This window comes from Metallosphaera tengchongensis (assembly GCF_013343295.1).
In the GTDB taxonomy this organism is placed as follows: Archaea; Thermoproteota; Thermoprotei_A; order Sulfolobales; family Sulfolobaceae; genus Metallosphaera; species Metallosphaera tengchongensis.
This window is the reverse complement of record NZ_CP049074.1, coordinates 724,414-742,399: the sequence shown is the minus strand read 5'-3', so window position 1 is coordinate 742,399 and position 17,986 is coordinate 724,414. Positions and strand designations below refer to the sequence as shown.

Below are 17,986 nucleotides of genomic sequence, written 5' to 3'. Positions count from 1 at the left end.
ATGCTTATAGATTCACATGCCCATGTGGATGTAAAAGATTTTGATCCAGATAGAGACCTGGTACTCTCGAAATGTCAGATTACTGTAGTGAACGCTGGTGTCGATCTGAAATCAAATCTCCTCTCTATAGAGATGAGCAAGGTTTACAGAAACGTCATACCCGCTGTTGGCCTTCACCCAGAATATGTAGAGAGGGCAGACCAGGAACTCGAGGAAACTCTGAGGTTAATTGACTTAGTACCCTTAATAAGTGAAGTAGGCCTAGACTTCTTTTGGATTAAGGAAGAGCCCCTTAGGGCTAAACAGATTCAAGTCCTCAACAGATTTATGGAAGTTGGAGAAAAGCAGGGAAAAGCCCTCATAATACATTCGAGGGGTGGACTGAAAAAGATCATGGAAATGGTTTCTAGTTATAAAGTCAGGTTTGCAATTCACGCCTTTGAAGGTAGCGTAAAGGACGCCAAAAGAATTGAGGAGATGGGTGGCTTTATCTCTGTCCCACCAATTCTCGTTAGAGATAAGGGAAGGATGGAAGTGGTCAGGAACGTTAGTGAGGATTCCCTCCTTACGGAGACCGACTCACCTTTTATGGGTCCGGATAGAACTAGGAATGAACCTTGTAACGTTAAGATTACACTTCAACGAATTTCGGAAATAAAGGGAATCAATCTAATTGAATTAGAGGAAAAAATAGAGAATAACTTTAGGAGGCTCCTAGGGCCTTACTCCTTCTCTGGGGCAAACCTGACGAACAGGTAAAACGCGATGAATCCTATGAAGGCCATTATGGTAAAGAGCCCTGTATATGGGGCGGCGGCAGCATGAAGGGATATGTCCACCAGCTCCCAAACTAACAGAAGGATAGCTAAGACGTAACCTATTCCCAATAGTTTGAAGAAGCTCACCATATCTAATCACCCGTTAGTAACGAGGATAGTCCCCCAAGCACCCATGACTAGTCCTTTATCTTGGCCGATGAAATTGTTGGACATTCCATTGGGGTTGTAGTTATTGAAGACCGGAGTCACTATGCCGTAGACGTATGCGGGGGCTGTTGCGTTGAAAGTGAATGTAATAGGAGTACCGTAAGTTATTGGCTTCTGGATCACTGGGGTAATTGTTCCGTTCCACCAAACTGCATATATCCCAACGTTAACGTCAGTCACAGGTGAGGCTTGTCCGGACACTGAGTAGTTGTATAGATAATTGTGGTCGCTGTTAGGGGTAGAAAATATTAAGTTGAGGGTAACCTGATTGCCTGCTTTAACCACTAGTGTAGGACCAGGAACGCTATCGTTAAACAGTCCGTATTTATCTGTCACTAACGTAATGGGTCCGTTAACGTTCAGGATCGGTGGATTGTAAGGATCGCCAACTAAACCGCTAGTTTGTGCCTTAGAGTCTTGTTGAGATAGAGTCAGTATCGAGCTGGATGTGAAGTATCCAGACTGCGGGATTACAAGCAGTTCCCCAGTCTGATAGCTGAACCACGGACCGTTATATTCTCCGTTCAGGAACACGTAAGGACCAGTTAAGTTGGGGACCTTAAGTGCATCATAAGTGACCAGTCCTGGAACTATCTGGTCATCAATCACCTGTCCAGCGTAATCTGGGAAATAGAAATTCTCAGTGACGTCGCTAGAGGTCATTGTAAGGTTAAGCCAATCACCTGGATGAGCTATTATTAAGTTATAGAGGCTTGGAGAACCGTCCTCTAAAGCATTTATAGCACCTGATTCCCTTACTTGAAATACATATTGACTCGAAACGACCCTTGTGTAGATGACGTTTGCCGGATCGTTTTTAATGGGGGAGAGCGAGCTGGGGACTCCGCCAACCAGAAAATCCTGAGGTAGAGTTCCCACTATCACGACTGCAAATAGGACTATTACGAACAATGCCCACGCGAGCTCATATTTCTCTTTTTTATCCATTTATATCACCTCAACTAAAACGCATAAAAATTAAAAAAACTTGTTTCATAAACTTTTAGCACCCTTTAATACTGGATAAGACACAAGGACTATTCCTATCGTTAATAGGATTATCCATAGATACGGCATTTCATTGTAAGTGTTTCCAGACAGTGCTAAGGGGAACATACTAATCACAATAATAAGTGCCCCCAGAACTCCTAGGCTCCATTGGATTCCTAACCCTCTTTTGACCTTGATTTTACTGAAAGTCATGATTTTACTAAATAAAGTTGGGATATTAATATTTTCTTCAGGCCACTCCAGCGCAGCCCCAACAGTTCCAATTAATTGGCCTAATCCAACTCCTTCAAGGTTAGCTGTTCTGCCCTTAACTAAGGTTAGAACCAAATTAAGGAACCACGCCAATGTAGCCAATTGAGCTATTACCGCCCCAACGGTGGATATTAGTTCAGCCGAGACCAGAGTAGGGACTCGTGGGTAAATTTCAGCTCTCCTTACTATGCCCTCAAACCCCTGCAACTCGTAACCAATAACAAAGAGAATAGAACCCAGCACGTAACCTACCCAATGGAACCAAGCCATCTTCCTAGAGAACCATTGCCTCCCAGTCATCATAGGGATCATGAAATATAGAACGGCCATGGCTGCAGGAACTATTGACAACAATATCATAGCATGGAAGTGGGACACAACCCAGTCTGTGTTATGTATTATGGCATCGAAGGCTATGGTGGCGTTTGATATCCCGGTAACTCCAGCTGCTATGGCACCGGTGAAGGACGTTACTGTGAAAGCAGTTATGACATTGAATTTGACCTGGGCACCCTTTACAGTTGCCCAAAGGTTAAGGAAGGTCATCATTGATGGAACTACTACAGCATACGTTAGAACTTCTTGTAAGATTTTAATTGAAACTGGTAGGTTCACCATGTAAAGGTGGTGGATGGGTACGTTGTTCGAGAAGATAAGGTAAAGCAGTGCCGATATTCTTCCCATTCTATCGCTAAACAACGGTTTGTTAGCTAAGGTTGGGATCAGTAGATACAGAGCTCCTATGGCAGGTAACCATGCCATGTACACTACGGCATGTCCGAATATCCAGAAGGCGATTTGGTTAGCTATTGGATCCAGTTGCACTACATTGTAGAAAGCCAGGACGTCCCATACGTCAGCTGCTGTGACTCCTGAGTATCCTATCATGAACAGTAAAGTATTCATCAGGAAGAACACTAGAGGTACTGGAAGCTTTTCCTTAAGCTGTTTTGAAGCAACGTAGTAATGATAAACTATCCAAATACCCGCCAGATAGGTGAAGGCGTCTAACATGATCCAACCGTAGAAGAATAGAGGAGACACTACGTAGTTTGAGTAGTTGGGTAATCCCATGGGAGATATGTAGTACCAATCCGTGGCGCTGAAGTAATTATCATTAAAGGTAGGTGCCACGATTATTGGCCCCTCCATGAACATCATGGAGATGTTGATCAAGATAAAGGAGATGTTTAAGAGCCACTTGGCTCTAGGTTGAATATTAAGTAGTTTAATTGTAAAATAAATGAAAATAGCATAAATAACCTGTTGAGCAAAGCCAAATAAGTCTCTTTCGGCGTGAAGTGTTATACTAGCGAAGTATTCCTGTGGGGTGAACACCAACGTCCCGCTTAATCCCCACGCCGCTTCTTGTATTCTTACCATAAGGGAGTCAATCACACCTAACAAACCCCAGATGACTCCCATAACGAGCATAGCCATAACGATTCTAGTGGTCCAATCTTTGTCTAATTGGAATAACGAGACTACAAATTCCTTTAGTCCCATATTGTTCACAAGGAGTTTTTGTCGTTTCATTCTATATCCTTAACTTTAGATAAATGCGCGATATTGACTTTAACAAAGTTTATACCGTAAAAATCAATTAAATAAATAAAGAAACACTTCTAATCTAATTGAGGGACGTAATGGTATTGTGGTGATAAGTTCCGTATGTCCAAAGAGTTCACTTGAGGTCATCGACTACAGTTTTCTAGGGCTATGTCTCTAGCTGAAAGTAATATCCATCATCATCGCTCAGAGATCACCTCATATATCACCGATCAAACCCTCAGCAAAGAGCGCCTATGCCATCAATTAGCCTCGGAGGTTCCTCATCACTACAAATATATAGCTTAGGTATCTTCATAAAAAGCTATATGATAAGACTCAAGGTTGACCCGCTGAACCCTGAGGCTGATAGTATAAGGAAAGCAGCAGAAGTCATTAAAGCGGGTGGACTGGTAGCCTTTCCTACAGAGACTGTATACGGTCTGGGGGCTGACGCGCTAAACCCAAGGGCTGTAGAGGGAATCTTTAGGGCTAAAAGAAGACCTATGGATAATCCTTTGATAGTCCATATAGCCGACTTTGAACAGTTGGAGGAGGTCGCCAAGGACATAAGCGAAAGTGTAATGGAGATCGCGCAGAAGGTTTGGCCAGGTCCCCTTACCCTCGTATTGAAGAAACGGGACGTAGTTCCCCCTGAGACGACAGGTGGTTTGGACACTGTTGCAGTAAGGATGCCAGCACACCCGATTGCCCTCCAATTAATTAGGGAGAGTGAACTGCCAATAGCCGCTCCTAGCGCTAATTTGGCTACTAGACCCAGTCCAACAACCGCAGATCATGTGGAGGAGGACCTAGATGGATCAGTGGACGTCATTCTGGATGGCGGGGAGACCTTCTTCGGTGTTGAGTCCACAGTAATAAACGTAACGACGACCCCACCTGTCCTGCTACGGCCAGGTCCTTTTACTGTAGAGGAGCTCAGAAACCTTTTTGGAGATGTAATTTTACCTAAGGAGGTCGTGGAGGCTAAAGAGTCAGCTATGGCCTTGGCCCCCGGAATGAAGTACAAGCATTACGCTCCAACCAAGCCACTTTACATCGTGGAGAAGAACTCTATCTTTAGTGATGTAGTTAACCTATTCAGGCAGAGGAGGAAAGCTGTTGCCCTCTGCTCAGCAGAGACTTGTGCTGACCTAGCTCCACCTAAGATCGTGATGGGAACGAAGGAGAACCTCTACACGGTTGCTAAAAATCTCTTCAAATCTTTCAGGGAGCTAGACTCCATGGACGGGGATATAGGTGTGATGGAATCCTTCCCTGAGAGGGGAATAGGCCTCGCAATTATGAATAGAGCTAAAAAGGCGTCGGCGCACAGGGTAATTAGCTCTCTGGAGGATGTAGAAAGGTATGCAAACGATTTATCTTGAAAAAGTAACCTCGACTCAGGACTTTGCTGAAGCTGTAAGCTCAATGTTGGAAGGGGATTTCGTAGTAGTAGCTAGTGAGCAGACAAGGGCTAGGGGAAGGTACGGGAGAAAGTGGTACTCGCCCAAAGGAGGTCTTTGGGTAACCTATGTGCTGAAAAATTTCAACGTGGAGCAGATTGGCGTCTCTACGTTGAGGGTAGCCCTAGCGATAAGGAGAATAGTTTCAAAATATGTGACGGCACAGATAAGATGGCCCAACGACATTGTTGTAAACGGGAAGAAGGTAGCTGGGATCCTTCTAGAGGCTATAAATGAAGGAGATGCTAACACTGGCTTCATAGGCTTTGGTATAAACACTAACGTGACCGAGTTTCCTCAAGACCTATCGGCTACATCATTAAAGCTGGAGTTGGGAAGAGATATCGATAACGATAAGATGTTAGGAGAAATCCTCCATGAAATCAATGAGTACATTATCAAGGGTTATGAAGAGACATTTACCGAATTAAACAAATACCTCTACGTGAAGGATAAACAGGTCAGGCTTATTGGAAAGGATTGGGAGAAAACTTGCAAAGCCTTATTCGTCGACAGATACGGAAGGCTCGTGACAGAATGTGGTATATTTGAGGTGGAGGAAGTTTTAAGGCTCGAGTCTCCTTAACGCTTCCCAGATGCCCTCAAGGTAAGATGGGTGGGGAAACATCAGATCTTTAGCCTGGCTTAACCTCACGTTCAATCTCATTAGTAAAGATACCACAGTAATCATATCTTCGGCCCTCTCACTAAGAGCTACCCCTCCATTGATATAGCCTTCATCGTTTTTGCATATCTTTACGAAGCCTTCGGTAGCTTTTTCCGCGACAGCCCTTACTACTTCAGCCATGGATAACTTTACGCATGTCCCTTCAGTGTTTCCAACGTAAGCTATCTCCGGATGGGTGTATAGTACCTTAGGAACGGCAGTTCCATTATACATACGCCTGTCGCCAGAAGCGTTAGCCCCAGCAGCTATCCCCTTATGTATCGCCTCGTGTGCAGTAAAACTTCCTGTAGCGTCGCCAGATGCGTATACGTTAGGCAGTCCAGTTCTCATGTACTGATCCACTTCAAGCCACTTTCCCTTCATTAGTGTCTCGAACCCTTTAGCCCTGACCTTTCTCCCGAATGTATACACCACCAGATCGTAGTCCACCCTTTCACCGTTAATCTTCAGGTCATTACTATCAATTTGAACGTTAGAGTTGGTAAGTACTTCTAATCCCATTCTCTTCAACATGGAGGTCACTCCACTCCTCAGGTCTTTATCATGACCTGGTAAGAGCAGGTTCTCCCTTTCTACAATAGTCACCTTTTTACCAGCCATGTGTAACAACCATCCGTACTCCACTCCACCCACTCCTCCTCCCACTAGGAGGACGCTCGTGAAGTCTTTGGTTATGTAATGCAGGTCGTCTGAGGAAATTGTTCCAGGTACCTCAGGCTTCTCCATTCCTGGGGCTATCACCGCTGTATCCTGCTCCAAGGTTTGACCGTTTACCTCAACTTTCCCCCCGTTTAGTCTAGCTTCCCCATGGACAACTTCAACTCCTGAGGATTCTAACATATACTCCACCCCTTTGCTTACTCTGTTTACTACTGTCCTCATTCCTTCCTGGAGTTCATGAAAGGATATGTCTACCTTTTTATCATATTTAGAGAGGAAGTAACTAGCCCCCAACGGTGCCATCATTGCCTTAGAAGGAATGCAACCGAAGAGAACGCACGTCCCTCCCAACTTGTCTGACTTCTCCACTAGCGTTACCTTACTCCCTCTCTGGGACGCTGTCAGAGCAGCGTAAAGCCCAGAGGGACCCGAACCTACAACCACAACTTTCATGAGATCATAAAAGCTAAACCTAAAATAAAAAAGGGACTACTTGACTACTAAGACAGGGATCTTAGACTCGTGGATAATTCTCGAAGATACGCTACCTAGGAGCATCCTTTTTATTGTGGATAGGCCTCTACTACCAGTCACTATGAGGTCAACCCCATTCTTAGACGCGTAGTCTAGCACAGCAGACGCAGGGTCTCCCTCCAGTATAATCCCCTCAGCTTTTATCGATCCTTGTTCAGCTACCTTTTTAGCGTACTCTATGTCTGCCCTGGCCTTGGCGTAGAGGGACTCAATTACGTCCGGAGGTACAGGACCTACACCAGCCCCAATAATCACTGAGGTATCTACTACCTCAATGACGTCAAGTTTAGCCTCGTACCTCTTGGCTAGATCCACTGCAACGTCCAAAGCTCTTTTCGAATTTTCCGATCCATCATATGCCAAAAGCATACGTTTAAACATTTTTCTCAAATTGAAATGTGTTAATGCTTCTTTTAAATCTTCCCACGGTTAAATTGTCATAGGAAAACGTTAACTTTGTTAATTAATATGTTACCCTCAATCCCTCAATGGAAAGGTCGGGAGACTCAGTGTTGTCCTCCCTCCTTCTCTTCCCAATTCCACCTTTAACTCCCTTCAATACTGACTTAAGGTCTCCTGATAATATGGCTTCCCTGACTCCCATCTCGTCTCCTCCCTTTATTATCCAAGCTATTGATGCTACAACGCCAAACTCTCCTGTATCCCAGTTGCTCGTGTGAACTCCTTGCACTTGATCCACGACTAGATCGCCCTCCTCTAGGTCGTCTTTTTCTGACGGATCAAACTTGATAGTTGTCACCCCTATGTGAGGAACTGAGGAGAACGATCTCACAGCTGACGCCGTGTTCTTAACGTTACCTCTTCTCGACCAGTACCAGTTGGTCAGAACGTTAGTAAACTTTCCTTTCTCAAAGAGGACAGTAGGTGAGGTTTCCTGCCCCTCCCCGTCAAAGGATCTACTGTAGGGCGATTTGACATCCCTAGGATCATCCACAATGGTTATGGAACCGTAAACTCCATGGAGTTTCAGCGATGTTTTACCCCTGAAAACGTTTTCTCCGTTCACGGAATAGGAAACAAGGGGAGCCACTAATTGTGCGACTGCCTTTACGTTCAGAACAACTTTTGTTGGGGGTTTGTCCAGTTTAACCCTTTGCTTTGTAATTTGGACTTTTCTCGCTATCCTTTCTTTCAACTCCTCAATATCGAGGTCTTTTATATCCCTCGCCTGGGACGATTCATATATCTCAGGGGTAACTAACGATTCATTCCTGAAATTAGCCATTATTCCAGCGTAAACTTCGCCTCTCTCTTCCTCAGCCTCTGTTCCTTCCGTGCTCGCGATGCTGACCTTTACCTTCTCTACGCCGGAATATATTCCAAGAACATTAATTCTTTCCTTGAGTTCCTCTAGGCTCTTCACTAATTCCTTTAAGGCGTTCTCATCCACTCGAGCTGGCTTTATACCGATCAGGGTCGGCTTGCTTCTAGGGGGAGGGGTGTTGTATTCGTCCCTGTCTGACACCCCTAACGCATCAATTGCCTTCTCTAGTAGAGCCTCGCTCACGTTGGATCCAAAGGAGAATCCAACCCTCCCTTCCTTGAAAACCCTCACGCCATATCCCCTATCTCTCAAACTACCTGAGTAATACTGCTTCTCCACCCTGACATTGTACTCCAACCTGTCTACGCCATACACTTCGCAGGTGTAGCCGAGGGCTTTACACCTTTCAATTATCTTGTATATATCACTCAACTCCTCCCACCTTTACCTTAACCTTAATGAAAGGGCCTCCAGTTCCTACAGGAACGCTTTGACCTCCTTTTCCACAGTACCCAGGCCACATGTCAAAGTCCTTTGACACGCCAGTGATTTTTGTGAGCGTCTCGAGCGTGTACCCGGATATTCCCGTGTTCCTCAGCGGTTCTGTGACCTCCCCGTCCTCTATTACGTAACCCTCTTGAATCCCGAACTGGAACGTCCCGTCAGGGCTTGTCTGTCCCCCTAGGGGTGAAACTAGCAGGTAACCATGCTTAACTTCTCTAATGAGCTCGTCCTTACCCCAGTCTCCAGGTAACATGAAAGTGTTTCTCATCCTGATGAGAACTGGGTGTCTGAAATCCTCAGCACGCCCGTTCCCAGTTGGTCTCTGACCCAGGTAGGCTGAATAGTATCTGTCCACAAGGAACTCTGAGACTACCCCAGAGTCAACTATCTTAACGTCTCTAGCCTCTATACCTTCGTCGTCAAACTCGGTGATCCCTTGAGCCATGGGCCCAACAGCTCTCCCAGAGTCAACAACTGTGACGTAATCCTGCGCTATTTTCTTGCCCCTCAGATTTCCTAATATCCCGTTGACAGCGAGGTCAGCTTCAGCCAAATGTCCTAAGGCTTCGTGAGAAAACACGCCTACAACATCTGGAGCTAAAATGACCTCATGCTCCCCTCCCTTGGGGGGTTTCCCTCTGAGCTGGTTTGAAATTCGCCTTTTCAAGGTGTTCAGTATCATCTCGTTTACGTTAAACACTTCCAAGGGATATCCAAGGAAAGTTGAAGTTGAAACCCGGGCTGACGCTATAATGTCGCCCTCCCTAGCGGTGACCCCAACTGAGACGCTCATCAAGCTATAATCCGTCACTATCTCTCGATCCTCGTTACTGTAATACTCCTTATGGAGTTTTAACATATTGAACCTGACGTTAACGTTCTTAGCCCGGGGCTCTGAGGACAGGATTTCTCCCTTTAGCTTCTCCATATCTTGAGCTACTTCCAAGGGGGATTTATTCAAGGGCTTCTCCTGCTTTATCTCTACGCTCTTCTTTACTGGAGGCAGCATGACTATGTTCACCTTCTCGTCACCAAAGGCTGACCTTACGGCTAGGTCTACATTGTCCATGGAGGGATCAGTAAAGTGAGAATACCCCCAGTTTCCGTTCAGCAAAACTCTCAGAGAACCACCCACTTCCCTGCCTAAGGACGACACTTGTCTTTGGCTCTCAGTGACAAGAATGCTTAAGGTTTCCACATCGTACAACCTGAGATCTGCGAAAGTCGCTCCTAAGGACTCGGCCCTCTTAACCATTTCGTGCAAGTTAAAAACCTCCTGTTCCAGTTATTGTTTAATGAACGTTGAAAAGATTAGCGTGGCCATAGACAAGAACCTTCTGAGAAGACTTGAAAATGAAGCAAACAGGATTGGAACTAACAGGTCTAGGATAGTTCAACAGGCCCTAACTGACTATCTAGGGGAGAACGCTCCTCATAACGCAGAAGTTATAGGGATACTGAACCTCGTATACGACGAAGATGCTGGTAACGAAATAATCTCAATACAACACAGATTCGAGTCTGAAGTCATTTCCTCCATGCATATACACGTAAACGATAAGATATGTATGGAGGCAGTAGCGGTTAAAGGTCGAAGGGCAGACCTAGAGCAGTTGGCCAAAGCCTTAAGCGGAGCTAAGGGAGTTAAAAAAGTGAAATTATCCGTGTCTTTGGAGGTGCAATAGTTGAGGATAGAGGTCTCAGAAGCCTGTTCTGGATTGGGCATCTTTGTAGCACATACCGAGGTAGTCGACTTGAAGAATGGAGTAAACAGGTTCGAGGAGGAGCTCAAGGAGTTGGAGATGAGGTATAAGGGCGAAGATGTGGAGAAGCTCAAGGATCTTCCCATCGTGAGAGCTTACAGGGACTTCTACTGGAAGATCGGAATTGACCCCACAAAGGTCAGACCTAGTGGTGAGGCTTTAAGGAGGAGAATAACCAGAGGTAATCCTTTGCCGAGGATAAATGACGTCGTCGATGCTGGTAATGTAGTGAGTGCAGACACTCTGATCTCCATAGGGCTCTACGACCTGAGCAAAGTGGTCGGGGAACCAAGAATAGTTATGAGTAAAGGGGGAGAGGCGTTTCGCGGTATAGGGAATAAGGACGAGGTTTTGAGACCTAACGTCCCCATTATGATGGACGAGAGTGGTCAGGTCATGCACATTTACCCCCATAGGGACTCAGTAGTCACCAGTGTCACCTTATCCACGGAAGAGGTCCTAATAGTTGGTGCCGGAGTCAGGGGGATAGGTGAGGAACTCGTCAAGGACGCTGTTGAAAGGACAACTAAATTATTAAAAAGTCTAGGAGGAAAGGTTGTTCATGAGGTTAGAGTAAATTGAAAGCCCTCATGTTGGGATACGGAAATGTGGGAAAAGCCTTAAACTCCTTGATCAGGGAGCGCTCACCTAAATTGGGGTTGGACATTAAGGTAGAAGGAGTGGTCACTAGGAGAGGTATAATGTTAAACCAAAGGGAGGACTTCCACCCTGATAAGGAGGGTACGGTTCTAGAGGCACTAGATCTAATTAACCCGGACTTAGTGATCGACGTGAGCTCAGCTAATTACGAAGATGGCGAACCGTCTCTCTCCCTCTACCTGGAGTCTTTATCCCGAGGGATTAACGTGGTGACAGCCAACAAAGCTCCCCTTGCGTTGAATTTTTCGAGAATAATGGCAGTTGCTGAGAAGAATGGAGCCAAGGTAGGCTTCCAAGCGACAGTTATGAGCGGTACTCCATCCATAAACCTACTGAGGGCCATGAGAGCTGCAGAGGTGAGAAAGATAAGGGGTATACTAAACGGTACAACTAATTACATCCTAACTAGGATGAACGAAGGGTTGGACTACTTGTCAGCCTTGAAGGAGGCTCAGAGAAGGGGGTACGCCGAGACTGACCCAGAACATGATGTTAATGGTTTCGATGCAGCTGCCAAACTTACAATTTTGGCGAATTTCGCCCTCAAGAAACCAGTGACACTGAAGGACGTCGAGTTCTCAGGAATAAAGGACGTGACCCAGGACAAGGTAAAGGAAGCAGCACGAAAGGGAAAGAAAATTAAGTTGATAGCAAATGCCGGTGAAGGATCATTGAGAGTCATGACTTCTGAAATCTCCCCTGAGGATCCACTTTATCACGTGGACGGAGTTACTAATGCCTTAGATGTACATACAGACGTACAGGAAGTAGTCATTATAGGGCCAGGAGCGGGCCCGCTGAACGCAGCCTTCGGCGTCTTCTCTGATATTGTACTTATGTATAAAGGAACATTTTGATGCCAAAATCTCGAAAACTTATATTTATAAGTCACTAACTTTACATTAAAAAGTGTGAAATAGGTTGGCTCTATCGGTCAGGGCTAGACTAATATATTACGCTAAGCTCAGTAAGCCCAGGATTATTTGGTTGCTCGATCTGGCTGCGCTCTCTGGAGCGTTCCTTTCAGGTAAGCTAATGCCTCTCAATATCCTGGCTGTCCTAGTGGGAGGTACTCTAGCGTCAGCAGGATCGATGATAGTGAACGAGGGAATAGAGATAGATAGGGACAAAGTTATGAGGAGAACTTCAAAGAGACCTACAGTTATGGGTTACGTTTCTAAGAAGGAAGCTATATACGTGGGAATCGCGCTTCTTGTGATGGGCACCTTGGTTGGTCTGCTTGATAACTTGTTAACTTCTTTCTTCATTTTCTTAGGGGGAGCAGTTTACATTCTTATTTACACCGTGTGGCTTAAACCCAGAAGCCCGTGGAACATTGTAATAGGAGGCTTAGCAGGAAGTGCGGCGGCATGGGCAGGTTTCGCATCCACGACATCTTCCTTTACCATATCTTCCCTTCTACTAGGTCTTCTGATATTCATGTGGACTCCAGGACACTTCTGGGCACTGGCCATGAGGTTCAAAGAGGACTATTCTAAGGCAGGAATTCCCATGTTACCGGTCATAATGCCTGAGAACTTTTCGGCGAAGATGATCGCTATTTCCAATGCCCTAATGATACCTTTCGCCTTAGCGCTCTCACTCTATACCGGAATAGTGTACGCTGTGGTAGCTTCTATTCTGTCAGCTTTACAGATGTATTTCAGCGTGAGACTAATAAGGAATCCAACTGGAGAGGAAGCTTGGAGGTCATTTAAGTTCTCTTCACCCTATTTAGCAATCCTTCTGATTCTCGTGATGATTTCAGCTTTCGTTAGGTAGATTACGAATATTTAGTGTTGTACTAGCCATTAACTCCCGTGCCATGTTGCTCGTCTTTTTCTGGCTTTTCAGTGCTTCATAGATTCCATCTTACAAAAGTGAGGAAAGCCTCACTCTTTAGGGCGGGGAGAAGATCCGCATTAATACGAAGAAGGGTTTGGACTAACCTACAGATCAAGTCTAATCTGTTCAGGTGAGAAAAACAGACCATATAAAGACCTCATATGCCTTTGAAGTTAGGTTTCCTCTTCTTTAGGAACGCGTCCACTCCCTCCTTTTTGTCCTCCGTGGAGAAGATTGTGCCCCAACCTAAGCTCTCCATGGAGAGCCCAGTTAGCAGGCTCGAGTCTATGCCCCTGTTCACAATCTCCTTAATTAAGGACAGGGCTACTGGTGATTTCTCTGATATTTTCTCAGCTAACTTTCTAGTCTCTTTCTCTAGGTCAGCGGAAGGATAGACCGAGTTTACTAAGCCATATCTCTCTGCGTCTCTTGCCGGAATCCTGTCCCCGGTCATCATCATTTCTAGGGCTTTTCCTTTCCCAACTATCCTAGTTAACCTTTGAGTACCTCCGTATCCAGGATATATGCCCAAGTTTATTTCAGGTAAACCTAATTGAGCCTCTTCAGATGCTACTCTTATGTCACAAGCTAAAGCTAGCTCAAGACCACCACCCAATGCGTAACCGTTGATCATGGCTATGGTGGGCTTACCGATTGACTCGATGAAGTCCATAACTTCTCTACCTCTCTTGGCGAATTTCCAAGCATTGACTGGTGTCAGCTCTGTAAACTGGGTTATGTCAGCTCCGGCACAGAACGCCTTCCCCTTCCCTGTGATTATGATCACTCTAACGTCATTATCAGAATCAAAATTTTTTACTGCTTGATAAAGCTCTTCAAGCAACTTTAAATTCAAAGCGTTAAGCTTATCTGGTCTATTTAAAATTAGCCACGCTAAAGTTCCTTCTTTTTTTACCTCTATCGTTTCAAATTCCATGGTTGATACGCGTAACTTATAAAAACATGTAGTATTAATGCTTTAATTCCCCAGTGCAGTAATAACTATCATGGTCAGTTTAGAGAGGGGTACAATTCTCCAGTCGCTTACGGTATTGATTCCATGGGCTGGTTCCCCCATATCTACTCTCTTGATAACAAGGAGAATGAGGGACTTTTGGAACTCAGCGCCGTATCTACTCTATGTTACCCCTCTCTCCTTTGCTTCGACAGTCCTTTTCACCTTTGAGTATATGAAACATTTCCTCCTGATAGCTACCGCTTACTCCTTAATTTCGCCAATACTGCTCACCCTTGCATACAGCAGGAAGTTCGACAACATGGAGATAAACGTTAACGAGTATTACATAGAAGTGAAGCTAAAGATTCCCCTTCTACAAGACCAGGTCATAGACCTGAACTCTCTTTTTGAAAAGGTTGTTAACAAGGCCATGAGAAGGGTAAGGAACCCATACTACAATTTCAAGCTGAAATCCCTTAACAACTGTTCCAACCTTAAGGTCTCCCTTACGGAAAATAAAATAATCATGAAAAGGAGGTGCGGCGATATCGTAGTGGAGGTAATAATATCCAACAATGACGTAGCTGATATGAAGCTTTCGATTTCATACTAGTTAAGCTATATGACCTCATTTTATTGAAGGGCTAGGTTTGTTCCACTCATTAATGTCTACTAAATTTTACGGAACTCTACCTTTATTTTTGGGTATAGTCGTTGTCACTTTGTTTCATCTTTAAATGTAAACTTCACGAAACCTCATGTCGAGGTAGTTCTTTGAAAGCTTCCCCTTTATTGGTAGTCGGTAACCGCAACTCTTACATCTCATGTCCTCAGTTAGGTTCCAGGTCGTTATTCTGAACCCTTCCCTCCCTATTGCTACACTTCTGCACTCAGGGCAATAAGTACTCTCAAGGGGGTGTCCTGGTACGTTACCAACGTATGAGTACCTAAACCCAGTCTCCTTAGCCAGTTTCTGATGCTTCTCCAAGGTTTCCACTGGAGTCAAAGGAAGACGATCTAGCTTATAGTCCGGGTGAAACCTCAGGAAATGAATTGGTACGTCTGGCCCCACTATGTCAAAAAGTCTGCCTAGAAACTTTTTAGCCCACTCTAAATTATCTCCTATTTCCGGAACGATTAGGTCAGTTATCTCCACGTGTATACCTCTCTTCATCAGTTCCCTGATGGTCTCAAAGATAGGTTCAGGGCCTGAAGCTCCTGTGTACCTCTTCATGAACTTCTCCTCTCCGTTACCCTTAAAGTCCACGGTTACGGCATCAAGGAAATCTTTTACGTAATCCACTAGCTCGGGTGTCCAATAACCGTTAGTAACCATGGTGTTCAACAGACCGTACTTTTTGGCTATCACACCGGTGTCGTGGGCGAACTCGGCGAAGATAGCCGGTTCGTTATAGGTATATGTTATTCCCTCAACTTCGTAAGCCCTAGCCATTTCTACAATCTCCTCTGGTGATAGGTCTACCCCTTCTGCCCTTCTCCTTTGGCTAATGTCGAAATTTTGACAGTAGGCGCACATCCAATTACATCCAAAGGTCGAGAAGGAGAAGACGCTGGAACCTGGGTAAAAATGTACTAAAGGTTTCTTCTCTATAGGATCAACGTGCGCTGCAGCGACCTTTCCATAAACGTTAAGGTAAAGCTTACCGTTATTTGCCGATCTAATTCCGCAGAACCCCACGTTGTTGTCTCCTAGTAAGCACCTCCTAGCACACGCAACACATCTGACCCTGTTACCTTCGACTCTATATAAAGTAGCTTCCTTCTGCATCAAAATATATACTCTCATCTAAGAAATAAAAGGATGATGGAAAGGTTTCTCCTATTTTATCCAATCAATCAGGAGATTGAAAAGAGACGGGGTAGTAATTATGAGGTCATTGAAATTAGGCAGTGCAAGTTCAAGGAGGTTGACGTCTTAGGAAACGTGGAGGAGGCCATTCATGATATGGGGAAACCGATATTCACAGTAAGGGTAGGTGGAGACGAACCCCCTATTTGGGATCTACTTAACGACTGCAGGTTTTGGGAAGCGCACGAAAAGCTGGAAGGTATATGGAGGCAATCAAAAGACCCTGAGAGAAAGTATCTTCAGGCATTAATCCTGTTGTGCGCCTCCATGATCAAGTATAGGAAAAACCCAAGAGTCTCAGATGAACTTATTGCAAAGGCTCTATCTCTTATATCCGAACTTCCTGAGGATCTCCTTCCTCTCCTTTACGTCAGACTCGGACTCAACGCCTAGGGGAGTCATCCCATCAATGATCCCGATAACTCCTCTACCTTGAGCTGTCTCCGCCACGATAACCTGTAGAGGATTTGCTGTTGCCGCGTGTATCCTAACAACTTCCTCTACCATTTTCACTCTGTTGAGGACGTTAATGGGGAACCCGTTCTTAATATAGATTACGAAAGTGTGGCCAGCACCTATTCTTTTACAATTTTCTATAGCTAACTTGACGAGTTCCTCATCGTTACCATCGTACCTTATCAATCTCTTCCCGCTGGCTTCACTGAAGGCAATACCGAACTTTAAAGAGGGGGACGAAGAGGCAAGGGTTTCATATAAGTCCTCTACCGTCTTTATGAAGTGGGAGTGACCAAGAATAACGTTTGTCCCCTCTGGTATATCTATTTTCACAACTTCCATTTTTAGCTGAGAACCTTCCATAATTAATTGTTAACCGGTCTACTTAAAAACTAAACTCGATCAAATCCCTTTCCCTTTACATGAAACAAAGCATCTTGTCATTAAATCCCACATCTAATGCGGTCTCTCTCTTTTACCTTTGTGGTATCATAAACTCAGCTAACTAGGTAGGCGTAACTTAAGGTAGCTTCAACGTTCTGGTTTAAATCCACGTTGAACGTGTAGTGTAGGCTAGCTACGTCAACCTTGTACTCTCCTGCAGGTAAAACGAAGGTGACAATTCCATTGGCATTGGTGAAGTTTCGGTAAAACTGTCCATTGGGTCCGTAGACCTGAACTATTCCGTCATTTAGGGGTTGCTCTCCACCGAAAGGTCCGTAGTTCATTAGAACTTTCACCTGCAGGGTGTATTCTGAATCACTGGAAGTTCCACTTTTACTTATAACTAGAGTGGTTCTATAGGATGACGCCAAGACCACCCCAGCCATTGTTAACACTAGCACTATCAAGGCTAGGACTAAGAGCAGTTGCTTTCTCATGAAGTGGCAATAAAGAAGACTAATATTTAAGTTGAATCAATATATGGGTCGTGTTGGAGAAGTTTCTTGATGGTTTCAAGTATTCTCTCAGGAACGAAAGGCCAATGCTCAGGAGGTACGTTATCCTTGGCGCTTTTGATGGAGTCCTCCTATCCCTAGGAGTGTTAGTCTCGTCTACACTAGCCGGGGCGCCCGTTAAAATTACGGAAATCTCAGTACTAACCGGACTAGTGGCAATAGGAATATCCTCTGCATGGAACTCGCTTATCGTAGAAGTAAAAGAGAGGAGAATTGAGTATGAAAGACTGGAGAGGCAGATGATGAAGAGATTAAAAGGATCGGTATACGACTATGGGATGAAAGCCACAATTATTCTATCAGTGTTGTCCCACGGTCTCTCACCTTTCCTAGGGTTACTTGCCTTGTTTCTATTGCTTGTCACCAATAGGCTAGTCTATGCCATGGCGGTGTCCTTCGCTGAGCTTTTCCTACTAGGGCTAGCATACGAGGGCTCTAAGTGGGATAAAATAAGGTCGGGGCTATTCATAGCTTTAGGGGGAGTGTTCACAGTAGTACTATCTCTCCTTTTAGGAAAGTAAACCCTAGAAGGTTAAGGTGC

Annotated in this window: 21 protein-coding genes; 10 read left to right on the top strand and 11 right to left on the bottom strand. The window is 44.9% G+C overall.

Translation table 11 applies throughout. From position 1 onward, the window contains the following. Window positions 1–759 carry a TatD family hydrolase gene (locus GWK48_RS03920; protein WP_174629810.1) on the top strand — a complete coding sequence of 253 codons (759 nt, stop codon included), beginning with the start codon at window positions 1–3 and terminating at the stop codon, window positions 757–759. On the opposite strand, the gene GWK48_RS03915 is transcribed toward GWK48_RS03920, so the two are convergent. From GWK48_RS03915 to GWK48_RS03905, 3 genes are read right to left on the bottom strand one after another with little or no spacing between them, the layout of a single operon-like run. Then, window positions 723–908: a hypothetical protein gene (locus tag GWK48_RS03915; protein WP_174629808.1), complete on the bottom strand. Its 186-nt coding sequence runs from the start codon at window positions 906–908 to the stop codon at window positions 723–725. The genes GWK48_RS03920 and GWK48_RS03915 overlap by 37 nt on opposite strands. A gap of 6 nt (window positions 909–914) precedes the next feature. Next, window positions 915–1,934, bottom strand: a complete 1,020-nt coding sequence (locus GWK48_RS03910) for a cytochrome c oxidase subunit II (protein ID WP_174629806.1) — start codon at window positions 1,932–1,934, stop codon at window positions 915–917. Window positions 1,935–1,979: 45 nt separating this feature from the next. Then, the gene (locus tag GWK48_RS03905; RefSeq protein ID WP_174632523.1) at window positions 1,980–3,755 is read right to left on the bottom strand and encodes a cbb3-type cytochrome c oxidase subunit I; all 1,776 of its coding nucleotides are present in this window, start codon (window positions 3,753–3,755) and stop codon (window positions 1,980–1,982) included. A 371-nt stretch (window positions 3,756–4,126) separates the two neighbouring features. Here GWK48_RS03905 and GWK48_RS03900 point away from each other — a divergent pair, with 371 nt between their 5' ends. Continuing rightward, window positions 4,127–5,185 carry an L-threonylcarbamoyladenylate synthase gene (locus tag GWK48_RS03900; RefSeq protein WP_174629804.1) on the top strand — a complete coding sequence of 353 codons (1,059 nt, stop codon included), beginning with the start codon at window positions 4,127–4,129 and terminating at the stop codon, window positions 5,183–5,185. Then, the gene (locus GWK48_RS03895; RefSeq protein WP_174629802.1) at window positions 5,166–5,849 is read left to right on the top strand and encodes a biotin--[acetyl-CoA-carboxylase] ligase; all 684 of its coding nucleotides are present in this window, start codon (window positions 5,166–5,168) and stop codon (window positions 5,847–5,849) included. The genes GWK48_RS03900 and GWK48_RS03895 overlap by 20 nt, the downstream gene beginning before the upstream one ends. Here GWK48_RS03895 and GWK48_RS03890 read toward each other — a convergent pair. From GWK48_RS03890 to tldD, 4 genes are all read right to left on the bottom strand, one after another. After that, window positions 5,829–7,064 carry an FAD-dependent oxidoreductase gene (locus GWK48_RS03890; protein WP_174629800.1) on the bottom strand — a complete coding sequence of 412 codons (1,236 nt, stop codon included), beginning with the start codon at window positions 7,062–7,064 and terminating at the stop codon, window positions 5,829–5,831. The two genes, GWK48_RS03895 and GWK48_RS03890, sit on opposite strands and share 21 nt — an antisense overlap. 36 nt (window positions 7,065–7,100) lie before the next feature. Further along, window positions 7,101–7,526 (bottom strand): universal stress protein, encoded by a 426-nt coding sequence (locus GWK48_RS03885; protein WP_174632521.1) that lies wholly within the window; start codon window positions 7,524–7,526, stop codon window positions 7,101–7,103. An 82-nt stretch (window positions 7,527–7,608) separates the two neighbouring features. Continuing rightward, window positions 7,609–8,862: a TldD/PmbA family protein gene (locus tag GWK48_RS03880; RefSeq protein WP_174629798.1), complete on the bottom strand. Its 1,254-nt coding sequence runs from the start codon at window positions 8,860–8,862 to the stop codon at window positions 7,609–7,611. Further along, on the bottom strand, window positions 8,855–10,189 hold the full coding sequence (gene tldD, locus GWK48_RS03875; RefSeq protein ID WP_174632520.1) for a zinc metalloprotease TldD: 1,335 nt from the start codon (window positions 10,187–10,189) through the stop codon (window positions 8,855–8,857). The genes GWK48_RS03880 and tldD overlap by 8 nt, the downstream gene beginning before the upstream one ends. Window positions 10,190–10,229: 40 nt before the next feature. Between tldD and GWK48_RS03870 the strand changes: the two genes are divergently transcribed. The 4 genes from GWK48_RS03870 to cyoE all read left to right on the top strand — a co-directional run bounded on the left by GWK48_RS03870 (window position 10,230) and on the right by cyoE (window position 13,139). After that, complete coding sequence (locus tag GWK48_RS03870; protein WP_174629796.1) at window positions 10,230–10,619, top strand: CopG family ribbon-helix-helix protein; 390 nt, start codon at window positions 10,230–10,232, stop codon at window positions 10,617–10,619. Beyond that, window positions 10,620–11,279 (top strand): B3/B4 domain-containing protein, encoded by a 660-nt coding sequence (locus GWK48_RS03865; protein WP_174629794.1) that lies wholly within the window; start codon window positions 10,620–10,622, stop codon window positions 11,277–11,279. Further along, entirely contained in the window at window positions 11,276–12,214 is a 939-nt protein-coding gene (locus GWK48_RS03860; RefSeq protein ID WP_174629792.1) for a homoserine dehydrogenase, read from the top strand. Before GWK48_RS03865 ends, GWK48_RS03860 begins: the two co-directional genes overlap by 4 nt. A 64-nt stretch (window positions 12,215–12,278) precedes the next feature. Then, complete coding sequence (cyoE, locus tag GWK48_RS03855; protein ID WP_174629790.1) at window positions 12,279–13,139, top strand: heme o synthase; 861 nt, start codon at window positions 12,279–12,281, stop codon at window positions 13,137–13,139. 220 nt (window positions 13,140–13,359) lie between these two features. On the opposite strand, the gene GWK48_RS03850 is transcribed toward cyoE, so the two are convergent. Next, a complete protein-coding gene (locus tag GWK48_RS03850) occupies window positions 13,360–14,139 on the bottom strand; it encodes an enoyl-CoA hydratase/isomerase family protein (protein ID WP_174629788.1) in 780 nt (259 codons plus the stop codon). Window positions 14,140–14,209: 70 nt separating this feature from the next. On the opposite strand from GWK48_RS03850, the gene GWK48_RS03845 reads away from it, so the two are divergent. Continuing rightward, complete coding sequence (locus GWK48_RS03845; protein ID WP_174629786.1) at window positions 14,210–14,773, top strand: hypothetical protein; 564 nt, start codon at window positions 14,210–14,212, stop codon at window positions 14,771–14,773. 120 nt (window positions 14,774–14,893) lie between these two features. Here the strand turns inward: GWK48_RS03845 and amrS are convergent, their stop codons facing one another. Continuing rightward, on the bottom strand, window positions 14,894–15,949 hold the full coding sequence (amrS, locus tag GWK48_RS03840) for an AmmeMemoRadiSam system radical SAM enzyme (RefSeq protein ID WP_174632518.1): 1,056 nt from the start codon (window positions 15,947–15,949) through the stop codon (window positions 14,894–14,896). A gap of 36 nt (window positions 15,950–15,985) precedes the next feature. Here amrS and GWK48_RS03835 point away from each other — a divergent pair, with 36 nt between their 5' ends. Beyond that, on the top strand, window positions 15,986–16,423 hold the full coding sequence (locus tag GWK48_RS03835; RefSeq protein WP_174629784.1) for a DUF309 domain-containing protein: 438 nt from the start codon (window positions 15,986–15,988) through the stop codon (window positions 16,421–16,423). Here the strand turns inward: GWK48_RS03835 and GWK48_RS03830 are convergent. Together GWK48_RS03830 and GWK48_RS03825 are read right to left on the bottom strand one after the other, a co-directional pair. After that, a complete protein-coding gene (locus tag GWK48_RS03830) occupies window positions 16,352–16,849 on the bottom strand; it encodes an adenosine-specific kinase (protein WP_174629782.1) in 498 nt (165 codons plus the stop codon). The genes GWK48_RS03835 and GWK48_RS03830 overlap by 72 nt on opposite strands. Window positions 16,850–16,983: 134 nt before the next feature. Next, window positions 16,984–17,367, bottom strand: a complete 384-nt coding sequence (locus GWK48_RS03825; protein ID WP_174629780.1) for a hypothetical protein — start codon at window positions 17,365–17,367, stop codon at window positions 16,984–16,986. A gap of 50 nt (window positions 17,368–17,417) precedes the next feature. On the opposite strand from GWK48_RS03825, the gene GWK48_RS03820 reads away from it, so the two are divergent. After that, window positions 17,418–17,966, top strand: coding sequence for a VIT1/CCC1 transporter family protein (locus GWK48_RS03820; protein ID WP_246263894.1), 549 nt, complete (start codon window positions 17,418–17,420; stop codon window positions 17,964–17,966). The last annotated feature ends 20 nt before the right edge of the window (window positions 17,967–17,986 follow it).